Consider the following 14,864-nt stretch of genomic DNA (forward strand, 5'->3'; position numbering starts at 1 on the left):
CAATTTTGTCGGGAATCATCGGGAAACATCGCAAATGCTCATTTGCTGTACCTTCGCTGGGGGGGTACGGTCCGGGCGCCGAGCAGCCAGCCCCGGAGACAATCCGGCGGCAACGCGGGCTCGACAGGCGGAGGGATCGAACATGGGTCAGGTGGTGAGCGAACGCTCGATCGGGGGCAACGGCAGCGGTCCGGGCATGAACGGGCACGGGGGTGCGACGATCCGCAGCTACGCGCCGGCGACCGGGGACCTCCTTGGGGAGGCCCCGAACACGAGCGCCGAGGAGGTGCGGGCCGCGGTGGCCAGGGCGCGGCGCGCGCAGGAGGCGTGGGGCGCGCTGCCCGTCGAGGAGCGCTGCCAGCGCATCCTCCGCTTCCGCGACGCCATCGTCGACCGGACCGACGAGATCGTCGACCTGATCTCGCGCGAGTGCGGCAAGCCGCGCCACGAGGCGCTCCTGCACGAGGTGCTCGTCGCGGCCGACATGGCGACGTACTTCGCCGGCATCGCCGCGAAGGCGCTCGAGCCGCGCGAGATCAGGCTCCACCTCTTCAAGCACCGGCGCAGCTGGGTCCACTACACCCCGCGCGGCGTGGTCGGCGTGATCTCGCCGTGGAACTTCCCGTTCCAGCTGGCGCTGCGCGACGTGCTCGCGGCGGTCGTCGCGGGCAACGCGGCCGTGCTCAAGCCGAGCGAGGTGACGCCGCTCATCGCGCTCAAGCAGAAGGAGATCTGGGACGGCGCGGGCATGCCGGAGGATCTCTTCCAGGTCGTCACCGGCTACGGGCCGACCGGCGCGGCGCTCATCGACAGCGGCATCCAGATGCTCCTGTTCACCGGCAGCGTGGGCACCGGCAGGAAGGTCGCGGCCGCGTGCGGGGAGCGCCTCATCCCGTGCGTGATGGAGCTCGGCGGCAAGGCGCCGCTCATCGCGTGCGCGGACGCCGACATCGAGCGCACGGCGCAGGCGATCGTGTTCGGCGGCTTCGCGAACGCGGGGCAGGTTTGCGTCGCTGTGGAGCGGGTCTACGCGCACCGCGAGATCCACGACCGCCTGCTCGAGCGCACCGTCGAGATCACGAAGGGGCTGAACCAGGGCGATCCGGGCAAGGAGTTCGTCGACGTGGGGGCGATCATCTTCCCGCCGCAGCTCGACGTGGCCGAGCGGCACATCAAGGACGCGGTCGAGAAGGGGGCGAGCGTGAAGGCCGGCGGCAAGCGCGCGCCTGGGCAGGGCCAGTTCTTCGAGCCGACGATCCTCGCCGGCTGCGATCACGGGATGACGGTGATGAGCGAGGAGATCTTCGGGCCGGTCGTGCCGTTCATGCAGGTCGCGACCGAGGAGGAGGCGATCCGCCTCGCGAACGAGTCGCACCTCGGCCTGAACGCCTACGTCTTCTCGCAGGACACCGATCACGCCCGCCGGCTGGCCGAGCGCCTGCAGGCCGGCAGCGTGCTGGTGAACGACGTGCTCATGAACGGCGCCCTCCCCGAGGCGCCGTTCGGCGGCATCAAGCAGAGCGGCTTCGGCCGGGTGATGGGCGAGGACGGGCTGCGGCAGATGTGCGACGTCAAGCACATCAACGCGGACCGCATCGCGCTCGGGTCGAAGGACCCGACGTGGTTCCCGTACACCGAGTCGTCGTACGGCTGGTTCAAGCGCGGCATGCGCGCGCTCTACTCGAGCGGCAGCTTCCTCCGGCGCATCGGCGAGCTGTTCTAGACGGGCGCGGCGCGGCGCCAGGGGGGACGGCCGCCGGGGGGGGACGGCCGCCCTTTGGCTTCGTGCCGCTTGCTCCCGTGCCCCCTTCCGATCCACGCTGAACCCATGCCCACCCGCCCCGGTGCCTCGCCGAGCGACCCCATCCTCGCGGCCATCGACCGCGCGCCGCGTGTGCAGAGGCTCACGCCGGAGCAGCACGCCGAGCTCGAGCAGGACCTCGCCGACATCGCGGCGGGGCGGGCGCGCCTCGTCGCTCACGAGGATCTGCCGCGGGCCCTGGAGGAGCTGGCCCGCGCGCAGGACGAATGAGCTTCCGCGTCGTCTGGAACTTCCCCGCCCTGGTGACGTTTTACCGCCTGCCGATGCACTCGGCCTTCATGATCGACCGGGCGGTCGTTCGCTTCGCGGAGACGGGCGAGGGCGAGCTCTCCTGGGAGGCGCCTCACCACCTCCTCAGCGCGGGCTTCCACGACGTGGTGCTCGCGATCGATCGCGAGGCGCGGGCGATCACCGTGCTCCGTATCTATCGCGTTCGCTGAGCGCTCCAGAGACGAGTCGCTTCAGACCGGCGCGGGCTCGACCGGCCTGGGCTCGACCGGCTTGACCTCGGCGGGCGCGGCCTGGGCGGGCGCGGGCTCGGGCTCGGCGGCGGCGCTGCCCCGGCGCTTCGGGCGGAGCCTCCGCAGGGCGTTGCGGAACGAGGCGGCGCTGAAGCGGCGCTTCGCCTCGGGGATGTCCCAGCAGGCGTTCGATCAACCAGGCCGGCCGCCGCGGCCGGCGGCGGTCGGAACGCCGGGGGCGGCGGCACGAGCAGCGCTTCCATGTCGGCGGGGGACATCGTCGCGAGCTTCCGCTTGATCTCGGGCAGCTTGAGCCCCTGCTCGCAGAGCTTCTGGATCGACAGGATCTGGAGCCGATGCTCGCGCAAGTACCGCGTCCCCGGTCCGGCGAACGGCGGCGGCACGAAGAGGTCCCGCTCGTACCCGTAGCGAATGGTGCGTTCGCTCACTCCGGCTTCCTCGGCGATCGCCCCGAGGGTGTACCCGTCGTTCCTCGGCATGGGCTGCCTCCTCGAACAGATCATCGCCTGGGAAGCGGCAAACTGCCATGAATCTTGACAGGATCGAGGCCAGAGTTTGCCGGGAACTGGACCTATTTGTGCGATATTTTTCACATGTTTAGAAGAATCTTGTCACGATCGTGAAGTTAAACTCTCCATCCAGGATGTTCGAAGCCAACTGCGTGAAGTTAAACTCTCCATCCAGGATGTTCGAAGCCAACTGCGTGAAGTTAAACTCTCCATCCAGGATGTTCGAAGCCAACTGCGTGAAGTTAAACTCTCCATCCAACATGCCTTCGTGGGTCGTCCATGCTGCGGGCAAGTACACCGTGCGCGCGTCGCATCCTGGTTATGCGACGCGAACCAGGACGGTGCTCATCGAGCGGAGAGGCTGCATTTTCCAGGCGCCAGGCTTCAGGTTCCCGCGCCCGCCCTTGAAAGGGGCGCCTCCGGCAGGGGTCGGCGGCCGCTGAGACAGAGGTTGAGATCGGCGGGAAGACCAGCTCCGGCTCGCCGAGCGCCGCGGAGCCGGCGGCAGGACAGGACCTGTATCAGCGGCCTATGCGATCCGGCCCCCGCGCGGGCCTAGACGGCTGTCCCGCCACGGTCGCTGGGCTCGGCGGTCTTGCCTCTCAGCGCCGATTTCACGTGCTCGTGAGAGGTTCGCAGGAGCTCACCCAGCTTGTCGAGGTCATCGATCGACTCCATCGTTATGCAAGACCAGCCGAGCTGGGGGATGGTGACCGGAAGCGAGGCAGCAAGAGGGGCCACCTTGTCGCTCGGCAAAGGCACCCAGATGCACGGCTTCTTGCGGCCGGCCAGCAGCCTGCAGAACACCGCCGTCCGCCTCTCCTGAAGGTGCATCTTCAAATAGGATACAGTGTCCTCGTAAGCGATCGGCCGCTCGGGCCCGAGCAGGCGCTGAGCCGTTGCAAAGGCGTTGAGCTCTTCCTGCGTCGTTTCAACCTTGGGGGCCGGCGGCTCTTCGGGAGGAGCGCTGATGCGAGCCTGGGTCTCCAGAACCGATGCCAGCGCGCGCTGCTTGGCCCATTCATTGATGGCATTCGCCACGATCGGCTTCCAGCTCTCGACCACCGCAGCGGTCAGATTCCTCGTCTCGATCCTCGCGACGGCGAGCTTCGTGAACTCCGGCGCCGGCTCGAGGAGCCTGCCCAGCTCCTGCACAAGAAGGTTCTGCTGGCGGGTCCGCTGGGCGAACGTCCGGAGAAGGCTGGCGTTGTACTCGGCCTTCTGGAGCACCGTGAGGAAGTCGATCGGTGGCTGGTCGTCGGCCAGGACGTCCCATTGCACGAACGGCTCCTTATCCATCACATTTTCGTTCACAATGTCGGTAAAGAAGCGCCACTGGATACCGTTCGTAAGAACTCCGAGCTTCGCCTCCGGCGCCTTCGCGAAATAATCCGCCAGCTGCTCATCGAAGCCAGCGAGCTTCCGTCCCGCTTCTTTGGCTTCCACGAAGAAGATGGGGCGTCCGGTCTGAAGGAAGGCCCAGTCAATCGGCTTGACCGAGCGGTCCTTTCCGAAGTCGACGCGATATTCTGGAAGACACTGGCGAGGGTCGGTCAGGTCGTAACCAAGAAGAGTAAATAGCGGTCCTATCAAGCTTTGCTTCGTGGCCTGTTCATTGCCCTTGACATGCTCTGCCAACTCACGGACGCGGTGGACATGCGATGCGAGCGCCTCCCTCATGGACTACCCCTTTCGTAGGGTAGAGGCTACAGGACCCCCGTGCAGTGTGTCGAGCGCGCGATGCCTGGTTTCGAGGTTCCGGCGAGCCATCGCCCTCACCCAGCGCGACGGCTACCCGGGCCGGTCTGCGGCTCCCCCACGGCTGGCGGGTAATCTTCGACCGGCGGAGCGGCCAGCGGTCCATCCCGGAACTGCGCGCCCCCCCCGGCGCGCGCGGCTCGGCGCAGCCCCCTCCCCTACGCGGCGGCCGCCGGCTCGGCCGCCGTCACGTTCGCCGCCGCGCCCGCGGCCTCGATCGGCGCATCCTCCAGCGCGGCCGCGATCACCTGGCTCATGTCCTGGACGAAGATGAGCTCGAGCTCGGACCGCACCTCCTTCGGGATCTCCTCGGCGTCGCGCGCGTTCTTCTGCGGCAGGACGACCCGCGTGAGCCCGGCGCAGTGCGCCGCGAGCACCTTGGCCTTGATCCCGCCGACCGGCAGCACCCACCCGCGCAGCGTGCACTCGCCTGTCATCGCCGTGTCCGAGCGCACGCGCGGCCCGAGATCGCGCGGGGACGAGCACCTCTCAGCTGAGTAGTGGTCAAATTTGAGCATCTAGGCGGGAAGGCGGAAAAAAAAAGAAGAGACCCATGATCTTCCCGCCTTCATGTGAACTCTCTCTGGGCAAATGCGACCACGACCGGAGCTTGACAAGGAAGGAAATTCTATAGTTTCCTGCGAAGCTTAATCACGGCCAGACGGAGGATTGCATTGGACACTCGGCGGCGCCCTCGCATCGACGAAAGCAGGGCTGTATCAGGTCGAGGTGCGGGTCGAGCGCTGTTCGCGCGGATGCTCGTCGCGCTCGTCGCGATCGTGACCGTCGCGTGCGGCGACGAGCCAGGCGACAGCAGCACGAGCAGCGGCGACCCGGGCGGGACCGGCGGCAGCGCGGCAACCAGCACGAGCGGCACGGGCGGGGCCGGCGGCGCTGGCGGCGCGGGCGGCGCAGGCGGCGCAGGCGGCGCGGGCGGCGCAGGCGGCAGCGGCGGGGGCCCCGGCTGCACCGCAGGCGCGTCGCAGAGCGTGCCGTGTGGCGCCAATGGAAACGGGGAGCAGACGCAGGTCTGCACCGACGGTGTCTGGGTCGACGAGGGCGCGTGCGACGATCGGGACGAGTGCGTCAACGGAGCCCAGCAGAGCGAGCCTTGCGGCCACAACGGTGCCGGGACGGCGACCTCGGTCTGCACGGGCGGCGTCTGGCCGCCGCGCGCCTGCGTCGATCCGGACGTCTGCACGAACGGCACGACGCAGCAGGCGGCCTGTGGGCGGAACGGGGCGGGCACGAAGCCGCAGGTCTGCACGGCAGGGCACTGGCAGGACGATGGCGCCTGCGCCGACCCCGACGTCTGCACGAACGCCGCTACGCAGCAGGTGGGCTGCGGGCTGAACGGGGCGGGCGCGAAGCCCCAGCGCTGCGCCGCGGGCCAGTGGCAGGACAATGGCGCCTGCGTCGATCCCGACGTCTGCACGAACGCCGCTACGCAGCAGGTGGGCTGCGGATACAACGGCGCGGGCACGAAGCCGCAGCGTTGCGCGGATGGCCAGTGGCAGGACGATGACGCCTGCGCCGACCCCGACGTCTGCACGAACGCCGCTACGCAGCAGGTGGGCTGCGGATACAACGGCGCGGGCACGAAGCCGCAGCGTTGCGCGGATGGCCAGTGGCAGGACGATGGCGCCTGCGTCGACCCCGACGTCTGCACGAACGGCACGACGCAGGACGTTCCGTGCGGGCTCAATGGTCGCGGCGATCAGCAGCAGACCTGCACGCAGGGCGCGCAGGTGGACACCGGCGCGTGCATCGATCCCGACGAGTGCGTCGACGACGAGGTGGCGCTCGCGACGTGTCCCGGCGGGGTCCAGTCGACGACGTGCGTCGAGGGGCTCTGGGTCGAGGACGGGGCGTGTGAGAAGAGCCCGATCAGCGCGAACGAGCGCAACACGTGCGCTGTCGTGGGCGGGAAGGTCCACTGCTGGGGCAGCAACACGAACGGCGAGCTCGGCAATGGCACCACGATCTCGACGGGCGTGCCGACGCCGGTCTCGAACCTGAACGACGCCGTGGCCGTCGGGATGGGTACTTCCCACGCGTGCGCGCTGCGCGCGACCGGCGCCGTCGTGTGCTGGGGAGCGGGCAACTCGGGCCGGCTCGGGAACGGTTCCGCCGCGACGACGACGACGCCCGTCCCCGTGTCCGGTCTCAGCGACGCTGTGGCCCTCGACGTCGCGTCCGGCCACGCGTGCGCGCTGCGCGCGACCGGCGCCGTCGTGTGCTGGGGGTCGGGCAGCTCGGGCCAGCTCGGCAATGGCTCGACGGCGCAAGCGACGACGCCGGTCACGGTCTCGAACCTCGCCGACGCCGTCGACGTCGACGCGGGCGCCGCACACACCTGCGCGCTGCGCGCGACCGGCGCCATCGTGTGCTGGGGAGCGGGCAGCGCGGGCCAGCTCGGCAATGGCATCGCGGCGAACCAGCCGACGCCCGTGGTCGTGTTCGGCCTGAACGACGCGATTTCGATATCGGCCGGCGGGGGCCACAGCTGCGCCGTGAGGGCGAACGGCGGCGCCGTTTGCTGGGGTCAAGGGCGCGCTGGCCAGCTCGGCAACGGCTCGTCGAACGACGTGTTCACGCCCGTCGCGGTGTCGAACCTCTCGGACGCGGTCGCGATCGAGGCGGGCAACGCTGATAACAACGGCTCGAGCACGTCCTGGGGCCACACGTGCGCGCTGCGCCGGAACGGCGCCGTCCGGTGCTGGGGGTATGGCGTTGATGGCCAGCTCGGGCAGGGCGGCTTCTCTTCGAGCTCGGCCGGCGTTGCGGTGCTGGATCTGAGCGACGCGCGCGCCGTGACGGCGGGCATGCGTCACACGTGCGCCATGCGAGGCACCGGTGAGCTCCGCTGCTGGGGGGCGGCACGCGACGGACAGCTCGGGAATGGATCGACCGCCACCGCGCTGTTTCCGGCCCCCGTTGTGAATCTCGGTGACGCGGTGGGGATCAGCGCGGGTACATACCACACGTGCGCGCTGCGCCAGAACGGCCAGGTCCAGTGCTGGGGGGCGGCAGGCGACGGACAGCTCGGCAACGGTTCCACGGCGGACCAGACGACCCCCCTCGCCGTGTCCAACGTGACCGACGCCGTTCAAGTCAGCGCGGGCGATTACCACACGTGCGCCCTGCTTCAGGACGGGCAGATCCAGTGCTGGGGGTTTGGCGCCGATGGCCAGCTCGGGTACGGCTCGGCGTTCAGCCGCAGCACGCCCGTCACGGTGTCGGGCCTGACGGACGCCGTTGCGATCAGCGCAGGCCATCGCCACACATGCGCGGTGCGCCAGAACGGGCAAGTTCGGTGCTGGGGCGATGGGGACGTGGGAGGGCTCGGCGACGGCTCCAAGGCGGACCAGACCACGCCCGTCACCGTGTCCAACATCGCCGACGCTGTCGACGTCGCGGCCGGCAGCTATCACACGTGCGCCTTGCACGCATCAGGCGCTGTCTCGTGCTGGGGCTATGGAGCGAACGGGCGGCTTGGAAACGCCACCTTGACGAGCGCATTGACGCCGGTCGCGGTGACGAGCCTGAGCGACGCCATCGGGCTCGCTGCGGGGAGCGAGCACACGTGCGCGGTCCACCGCACGGGCGCCGTGAGCTGCTGGGGCTCCGGTCTTTACGGACAGCTCGGGAACGGCACGACGACGGACGTCACCATTCCGATCCCGATCTCGAACCTCGGCGATGTCGTGCACCTGAACGCGGGGAACTCGCACACCTGCGCGGTCACGGCTCTCGGGGGAGCGTTCTGCTGGGGTCGCGGTGACAGCGCGCAACTCGGAGGCGGCTCGGTGGCCAATGCGCTGACGCCGGTGCCGGTCTCGGACGTCGCCGATGCGGTGAGCATCAGCGCTGGGACGAACCACACCGCCGTACTTCGCCGGACGGGCTCGGTCGCGGCCTGGGGCGCGACGGGCATGGGTCAACTCGGCAATGGCAGCCCGAAGGTGAGCTTCCCCATCGCCGTCGTCGGGCTCTGAGCTTCGCACTCGAGCGCGCCTCCGCACGTCGAGGCGCGCTCGCGGTGGCGAAAGCTGGCCCATGGCTCCGACGAGTACCCCGCGCCCGGCCGCCCCCCCCCGCGCGCGACTCACGCGGCAGCCGCCGGCTCTCCGGCCGCCGCGCCCGCGCCGACCGGAGCCACGGCCTCGATCGGCGCCTCCTCCAGCGCAGCCGCGATCACCTGGCTCATGTCCTCGACGAAGATGAGCTCGAGCTCGGACCGCACCTCCTTCGGGATCTCCTCGGCGTCGCGCGCGTTCTTCTGCGGCAGGATGACCCGCGTGATCCCGGCGCGGTGCGCCGCGAGCACCTTGGACTTGATCCCGCCGACCGGCAGCACCCGGCCGCGCAACGTGCACTCGCCGGTCATCGCCGTGTCCGGGCGCACGCGCCGGCCGGAGAGGAGCGAGGTGAGCGCCGTGAACATCGTCACGCCCGCCGACGGACCGTCCTTGGGCACGCCGCCCGCCGGGACGTGGATGTGCAGGTCCTCCGCCTCGAGCTTCGCCGTGTCGACGCCGAGCTCGCCGGCGTGGCTGCGCACGTAGGTGAGCGCCGCCTTCACCGACTCCTTCATCACGTCGCCGAGCTGGCCCGTGATCTCGACCCTCCCCTTCCCCGGCATCCGCGAGGTCTCGATGAACAGGATGTCCCCGCCCACCGGCGTCCAGGCGAGCCCGGTCGCGACCCCAGGCACGCTCGTCCGCTCCGCGACGTCGCTGAAGAACCGCACTTTGCCGAGGTACGCGCCGAGATCGCGCGCCTCGATCACCCGGCGCGACACCTTGCCGTCCGCCGCGCGGGCGATCTCCAGCGCGACCGCCCGGCAGAGCTTCTTGATCTCGCGGCCGAGCTGCCGCACCCCGGCCTCGCGCGTGTAGTCACGCACGATCGCCGCGAGCGCCTCGTCCGTGATCGACAGCGACCCCAGATCGATGGCGTGCTCCTTGAGCTGCTTCGGGACGAGGTGCGACCGCGCGATCGCGATCTTCTCGTCCGGCGTGTAGCCGGACAGCTCGATGACCTCGAGCCGGTCCCGGAGCGGCGCCGAGAGCGCGCCGAGATCGTTCACCGTGCAGAGGAAGACGACCTCCGACAGATCGAACGGGAGCTCCATGTAGTGGTCGACGAACGTCCGGTTCTGCTCCGGATCGAGCACCTCCAGGAGCGCCGCCTCGGGCGAGCCGCGGAAGCCCGCGCCGAGCTTGTCGACCTCGTCGAGCAGCACGACCGGGTTCCTCACCTTGGCCTTCTTCAGCGCGTGCACGATGCGGCCAGGCAGCGCGCCGACGTACGTCCGCCGGTGGCCGCGCAGCTCCGCCTCGTCATGCACGCCGCCCAGCGAGATGCGCACGAACGGGCGGCCGGTGGCGTCGGCGATCGACTGGCCGAGCGAGGTCTTGCCCACGCCGGGCGGGCCCGCGAAGCACAGGATCGTGGCGCGGGCCTTCCCGGTCAGCTTGAGCACCGCCATGTGCTCCAGGATGCGGCGCTTCACGTCGTCGAGGCCGCGGTGATCCTCGTCGAGCTTCGCCTGGACGGCGTCGAGGTCGTCCTTGACCTCCGCCCTCGCGCTCCACGGCAGATCGGCGATCCACTCGAGGTAGGTGCGGATCACGTTGTGCTCCGCGCCCTGCGGGCCGATCGACTCGAGCCGCCGGAGCTCCCGGTCGGCGACGGCGCGCGCCTCCTCGGAGAGCCCGGCCTCGTCGAGGCGCCGCCGGAGGAGCGACAGCTCGTCCTCGCCCTGCTCGCCGCCCGCGAGCTCCTTCTGGATGGCCCGGAGCTGCTCGCGGAGGATCGCCTCGCGCTGGCCCTTGCCGAGCTCGCGACGCACGTCGCTGTCGATCTTCTTCTTCAGATCCGCGAGCGCGGCCGCCTCGGAGAGCAGGCCGGCGACCCGCTGGAGCCGCGGGACCACGCGGAGCTCGGCGAGCACCTCCATCTCCTTGTCGGTCGGGAGGCCCAGCGCGCCGGCCACCTGATCGGCGAACAGGCCCGGCTCGGCCCGGCTCGCGGCGGCGATCTCGGGGAGGTTCGTCGCGGTCCTCGGGCCGAGCTCGCGGGCGCGCTCGCGCAGCGACGCGGCGAGCAGGCGCGCCTCCTCGGCGTCGCCGGGGAACTCGGGCGCGAGGGCGCCCTCGGCGCGCCAGTACGGCTCGGCCTCGACAAGGGAGGTGAGCGCGAAGCGATCGAGCCCCTCGATCACCAGCCGGTAGCCGTTCGAGACGCGCGTGACGTCGACGATCCGGGCGAACGTGCCGATGTCGTGGAGATCCTCGCGCCGCGGATCCTCGCGCTTCGGATCGCGCTGCGCGATCACGCCGATGACGTCGCCGGGGTGCACCGCGGCGAGCAACGCCACCGAGCGGGCGCGGCCCACCGGAAGCGTGAGCACGGTGCCCGGGAAGAGCACGCCCGTGCGGAGCGGGAGCAGAGGGAACGGAGAGCGAGGCGCGCTGGCGCCGCTGCGAAGCTGGCTCATGCGAACTCCTGTGGGCAGCGGTCGGCTCGCGCCATCCCTGCCGGTTCGATGGACGGGTGGTTACAGCGCGCCGCGCCCCTGCCGGTCAGGCAGCGCGCGACACGCGGATCGGACGCTCACGTAGACCGCCGCGAGCAACCGCTCGGGCGAGCTCCATGAATCGATGAACGGAAAGTAAATTCGTTCACGCGTCCGTCAACCCGCCCCGCGAGCGAGCGCGGCGGTTGGCTCAGAACGCCTGGACGCCGAGCACGACGCCTGGCCAGCGGCGCTGGGCGTCCGAGTCGCCGATGCCGAGGGGGATGCTGCCGTAGGGGCTCAGCCGGGCGTCCTCGGCGGTGTCGCCGAACGCAACGTTGTAGCTGGGGCCGCCGAAGACAGCGAGCTCCGGGAAGAGGCGGACGCCGAGGACCGCGCGCGCCTGCACCAGCGTGGCCGAGGTGTTGATCGACGAGGGCTCGTGGAGCGAGTACCCGAGCAGGTCCATGTCGGCGTAGACGCGCTCGCCGAGGGGGATGCGGCCGCCCAGGCCGAGCGAGACGACCATGCGGGGGCGGTCGCCCGTCATGCGGATGCCGATCCCGTAGATGTTGTGGAAGTGGTCGCTCCCGTTCTTGAGGCCGGCCATGACGATGCCGGACTCGAGCCCCCACACGTCGAGGTGGAGGCGGCCGTTGCGGACGACGTTGAGCAGCCCGAACGAGAACGGCGACTCGCCGGCGTAGTTGACGAGGCCGATCTGCATCCCCTCCACCTTGCCGGTGGCCACGTTGACGAGCCCGATCTGCACGCCCGTCGACTCGCCCGCGGAGAGGTTGGCGAGGCTCACCTGAGCGCCCGTCGACTTGCCGGCGGCCACGCTGGCCAGGCCGACCTGCACGCCGGTCGCCGCGCCCACGCCGAGGTTGACGAGGCCGACCTGCACGTCGGTCGCGTCGCTCACGGCGACGTTGGCCACGCCGATCTGCAGGTCGGTCGAAGCGCCCGCCGCGACGTTGACCATACCGAGCTGCGCACCGTCCACGGCGCCGGAGGCGATGTTGAGCACGCCGCCCTGCGCGCCCGTGACCGGGCCGGCGGTGACGTTGATCGGGCCGACCTGCGCGCCCCAGAGCCCCCTGGCGAGGTTGAGGCCGGCCGAGATCTGCACCCCGCGCGCCGGACCGAGCGCGAGGTTGGCGCCGGCCGAGAACTGCGCGCCGCACACGAACGACGAGGCGATGTTGACGCCGACGCCGACCTCGAGGCCCGTGATGCCCGCCGTGTACCCGCCGGCGAGGTTCAGCGAGTAGCGGCGGACGACGTTCGCGCCGTCGACGGTCGAGGTGCCGACGAACGGGAAGAGGTCGGCGCCGAGGACGACGGTCTTCGCGCCGGGGAGCTCGCACCGAGGAGGCTCCGGGGGCGCGGAGCGCGCGGCTCGCCTGGCCTGCGCGGACGGCGCAGGGCGCGCGGCGCGGGGAGGCGCGGCCTTCGCGCCTGCGGGGGGCTCGGCGGGCTCCGGCTGCGCCTGCGGCGGCGGCGTCGTCTCGCGCGGGCGCTTGCCGAACGCCGCCGCGAGCTCCGCCGCCTCGTCACGAACGAGGTTGCCCGCGAGCAGGGCGATCGCCTCGGCGGCGCGATCGGGATCCTCGGGGACGTCGATGGTGCGCTCGATGCGGCGGTCGTCCGCGGCGCTGTAGCTCAGCGTGATGCGGCCGTCGGGCTCGCCGCGGACGACCAGCGTCGGGCGCCCGGCGGTCGCCGCGGAGGCCAGCGTGACGCTGGCGCCGAGCTCGCGGCCGACGGCGGCGCGCACCGCGTCGGGGTCGAGCGTCCACGGCGCGCCATCGACGACGAGCTCGACGCCGACGGCGCTCGGCGCCTCGGCGAGGACGCGCGCAGGAGGCGCGGAGATCGCGGCGAAGGCGCCCGCGGCCGCGAGGGAGCGCACGAGGAGGACGCCCGCGCGGAGGCCTGCGCCGCGCGCGGACGTGCTCCGTTCGCGGCGCGGCGAGCCCCGCAGAGGCGCGGGGAGGAGAGCGATGTCGGGTGTGTTCATCAACCGTGCTGTGCCCGCTCGCGGCGCGTTCGTTCACGCGCCGTGACGTTCACTCGTCCGCGCTGCGCATCGCCTCGATCAGCGAGCGCGACTCGGCCTGGCGGTAACCGCCGAAGGTGCCCTGCGCAAACGGCTCGAGCGCCCGCTGCGCCTCGTCCTTGCGGCCGAGTCGAACGAGGCAGAGGGCGCGGTTGTACTGGGCCTCGACGGCGAAGCGGCCGCGCGGGGCAGCGGCCAGGTAAGCGTTCCAGGCGTCGAGCGCGGACGCCGGGTCGCGCTCGACGAAGTGCGCGCGGTGCGCCGCTTGATAGAGCGCGTCCGCGTCGGGCCCGGCCGGCGGGCGCTGAATGGCCTGGGGATCGGCGGCCTTTGGCGGGGCGGGCGGGACGCGCGCGGCGCTCGGCGCGACGGCCTTGCGCGCGGGCGGCGCGACAGCCATCACCGGCGCGCGCGGCGGCGCGGGGTCCGGGCTGGGCGGCGGCATCGACGGCTGGACCGGCGCGAGCGGATCCGCGGGCGCGTCGGCCTCCGGCGGCGCGGGCGCGTCGGCCTCCGGCGCGGGCGCCTCGGCCTCCGGCGGCGCGAGCGCCTCGGCCGCGCGCCGCGGCCCGGACAGCGCGCGCGGCGACGGCGGCGCGGGCGGCTCGCTCGGCGCCTCGGCCGCGCTCAGGCCGAGCTGGGACGCGATGTCGTTCCAGCCGCCCGGGAACCAGCGCGCGGCCGAGGCCCACGCGACAGATCCGACGAGCACGGCGGCCAGCGGGACCACCACGCGGACGGTGGTGAGCCGGCGGGCGCGCTGCGCCTTGAGGCCCCTCATCACGCGGGCGCGCGTCTCGTCACGACGGGCGCGCGACGCGTCTGCATCCTCGCGCAGCGCGCGCGCGGCCTCGCGGAGCACGTCGTCCTTCATGGGGTCCTCTCTTCCAGCAGCGTCCGGAGCTTCTGCTTGGCGTGGAACAGCCGCGTGCGCACCGTCGCCTCGGGCACGCCCAGGATCTCGGACACCTCGCGCGCGCTGCGCTCCTCGACCTCGCAGAGCACGAACGTCGCGCGCTGCGCGTCCGGCAGCGCGTCGAGGGCGCGGTTCAGGGCCTGGGCGAGCGCGGCGCGGCCGGCCTCCCGCTCGGGGCTCGGCGCGTCGTGCTCCTCGGGCTCCAGGGCGAGCCGCTCCATGGCCGCGCGGCGCCGCGACGCGCCGCGGAGGTGATGGCGGGAATGGTTGACCGCGATCGAGATGAGGAACGTCTTCAGCGACGAGCCGCCGCGGAACCGCTGCGCGGCCTGCGGCAAGCTGACGAAGACGTCGTGCGCCAGGTCCTCGGCGGCGGCGTCGTCGCCGGTGAGGCGGCGGGCGAACCCGCGCACCGCCGCGTAATGCTTGTCGTACGCCTCGCCCACCGCCGCGGCGTCCCCGCGCCGCAGCCGCTCGACGAGCGCTTCCTCCTCGTCCTGCGCGCGCTCGGCGCCGCGGGAGAAGAGGAACGGCATGACGAGCGCGATCGCCCTCATCGGCCGCGACCTCTCCGCCGCGCGCTCGGGGTGAACGGCGCCCGGCGTCTGTCCCGGCGGAAAGCCCGCCGATCGCTCCGTCCCATCTCGGTCCATTCCTGCGTTGTCATCGTTACATCCGAACGGGCCCCGCGGCGCTGCCCTTTTGCCGTCAGCAGGCGTCGGAGGGCTCGAGGCGACCTGGTGCACAGCGCTTCGTGCCCGGAAGGGAGGGGACCGTTCATGGGGGCCGTCC

11 protein-coding genes are annotated in these 14,864 nt (G+C 71.5%); 4 read left to right on the forward strand and 7 right to left on the reverse strand.

Annotated elements, in window-relative coordinates:
• Window positions 1-154: 154 nt before the first annotated feature.
• The 3 genes from WMF17_RS23450 to WMF17_RS23460 all read left to right on the forward strand — a co-directional run bounded on the left by WMF17_RS23450 (window position 155) and on the right by WMF17_RS23460 (window position 2,262).
• Complete coding sequence (locus WMF17_RS23450; RefSeq protein WP_437595296.1) at window positions 155-1,723, forward strand: aldehyde dehydrogenase family protein; 1,569 nt, start codon at window positions 155-157, stop codon at window positions 1,721-1,723.
• 105 nt (window positions 1,724-1,828) lie between these two features.
• Window positions 1,829-2,032, forward strand: coding sequence for a hypothetical protein (locus tag WMF17_RS23455; RefSeq protein WP_437643318.1), 204 nt, complete (start codon window positions 1,829-1,831; stop codon window positions 2,030-2,032).
• A complete protein-coding gene (locus tag WMF17_RS23460) occupies window positions 2,029-2,262 on the forward strand; it encodes a hypothetical protein (RefSeq protein WP_437643320.1) in 234 nt (77 codons plus the stop codon). The genes WMF17_RS23455 and WMF17_RS23460 overlap by 4 nt, the downstream gene beginning before the upstream one ends.
• Here the strand turns inward: WMF17_RS23460 and WMF17_RS23465 are convergent.
• The 3 genes from WMF17_RS23465 to WMF17_RS23475 form a co-directional block, all read right to left on the reverse strand.
• A complete protein-coding gene (locus WMF17_RS23465; RefSeq protein ID WP_437643322.1) occupies window positions 2,247-2,807 on the reverse strand; it encodes a helix-turn-helix domain-containing protein in 561 nt (186 codons plus the stop codon). The two genes, WMF17_RS23460 and WMF17_RS23465, sit on opposite strands and share 16 nt — an antisense overlap.
• Before the next feature lie 561 nt (window positions 2,808-3,368).
• Window positions 3,369-4,493, reverse strand: a complete 1,125-nt coding sequence (locus WMF17_RS23470) for a hypothetical protein (protein WP_437643323.1) — start codon at window positions 4,491-4,493, stop codon at window positions 3,369-3,371.
• Window positions 4,494-4,729: 236 nt separating this feature from the next.
• Window positions 4,730-5,089, reverse strand: a complete 360-nt coding sequence (locus WMF17_RS23475) for a S16 family serine protease (RefSeq protein ID WP_437643325.1) — start codon at window positions 5,087-5,089, stop codon at window positions 4,730-4,732.
• A gap of 237 nt (window positions 5,090-5,326) precedes the next feature.
• On the opposite strand from WMF17_RS23475, the gene WMF17_RS23480 reads away from it, so the two are divergent.
• Window positions 5,327-8,569, forward strand: coding sequence for an RCC1-like domain-containing protein (locus WMF17_RS23480; protein ID WP_437643327.1), 3,243 nt, complete (start codon window positions 5,327-5,329; stop codon window positions 8,567-8,569).
• 110 nt (window positions 8,570-8,679) lie between these two features.
• Here the strand turns inward: WMF17_RS23480 and lon are convergent, their stop codons facing one another.
• From lon to WMF17_RS23500, 4 genes are all read right to left on the reverse strand, one after another.
• Window positions 8,680-11,076 carry an endopeptidase La gene (gene lon, locus WMF17_RS23485; RefSeq protein WP_437643329.1) on the reverse strand — a complete coding sequence of 799 codons (2,397 nt, stop codon included), beginning with the start codon at window positions 11,074-11,076 and terminating at the stop codon, window positions 8,680-8,682.
• Between the two features lie 229 nt (window positions 11,077-11,305).
• Window positions 11,306-13,117 (reverse strand): LA_2272 family surface repeat-containing protein, encoded by a 1,812-nt coding sequence (locus tag WMF17_RS23490; RefSeq protein WP_437643331.1) that lies wholly within the window; start codon window positions 13,115-13,117, stop codon window positions 11,306-11,308.
• A gap of 49 nt (window positions 13,118-13,166) precedes the next feature.
• Window positions 13,167-14,030, reverse strand: a complete 864-nt coding sequence (locus tag WMF17_RS23495; RefSeq protein WP_437643333.1) for a tetratricopeptide repeat protein — start codon at window positions 14,028-14,030, stop codon at window positions 13,167-13,169.
• On the reverse strand, window positions 14,027-14,629 hold the full coding sequence (locus WMF17_RS23500; protein ID WP_437643335.1) for an RNA polymerase sigma factor: 603 nt from the start codon (window positions 14,627-14,629) through the stop codon (window positions 14,027-14,029). Before WMF17_RS23500 ends, WMF17_RS23495 begins: the two co-directional genes overlap by 4 nt.
• Window positions 14,630-14,864: the final 235 nt, after the last annotated feature.

The organism is Sorangium sp. So ce362 (genome assembly GCF_051519845.1).
Lineage (GTDB): Bacteria > Myxococcota_A > Polyangia > Polyangiales > Polyangiaceae > Sorangium.

What these genes read in the sequence shown, in the direction of transcription:
- WMF17_RS23455 (WP_437643318.1), top strand. Translation starts at nt 1,829, where the DNA reads ATGCCCACCCGCCCCGGTGCCTCGCCGAGCGACCCCATCCTCGCGGCC.
- WMF17_RS23460 (WP_437643320.1), top strand. Translation starts at nt 2,029, where the DNA reads ATGAGCTTCCGCGTCGTCTGGAACTTCCCCGCCCTGGTGACGTTTTAC.
- WMF17_RS23465 (WP_437643322.1), bottom strand. Translation starts at nt 2,807, where the DNA reads ATGATCTGTTCGAGGAGGCAGCCCATGCCGAGGAACGACGGGTACACC.
- WMF17_RS23470 (WP_437643323.1), bottom strand. Translation starts at nt 4,493, where the DNA reads ATGAGGGAGGCGCTCGCATCGCATGTCCACCGCGTCCGTGAGTTGGCA.
- WMF17_RS23475 (WP_437643325.1), bottom strand. Translation starts at nt 5,089, where the DNA reads ATGCTCAAATTTGACCACTACTCAGCTGAGAGGTGCTCGTCCCCGCGC.
- WMF17_RS23480 (WP_437643327.1), top strand. Translation starts at nt 5,327, where the DNA reads ATGCTCGTCGCGCTCGTCGCGATCGTGACCGTCGCGTGCGGCGACGAG.
- lon (WP_437643329.1), bottom strand. Translation starts at nt 11,076, where the DNA reads ATGAGCCAGCTTCGCAGCGGCGCCAGCGCGCCTCGCTCTCCGTTCCCT.
- WMF17_RS23490 (WP_437643331.1), bottom strand. Translation starts at nt 13,117, where the DNA reads ATGAACACACCCGACATCGCTCTCCTCCCCGCGCCTCTGCGGGGCTCG.
- WMF17_RS23495 (WP_437643333.1), bottom strand. Translation starts at nt 14,030, where the DNA reads ATGAAGGACGACGTGCTCCGCGAGGCCGCGCGCGCGCTGCGCGAGGAT.
- WMF17_RS23500 (WP_437643335.1), bottom strand. Translation starts at nt 14,629, where the DNA reads ATGAGGGCGATCGCGCTCGTCATGCCGTTCCTCTTCTCCCGCGGCGCC.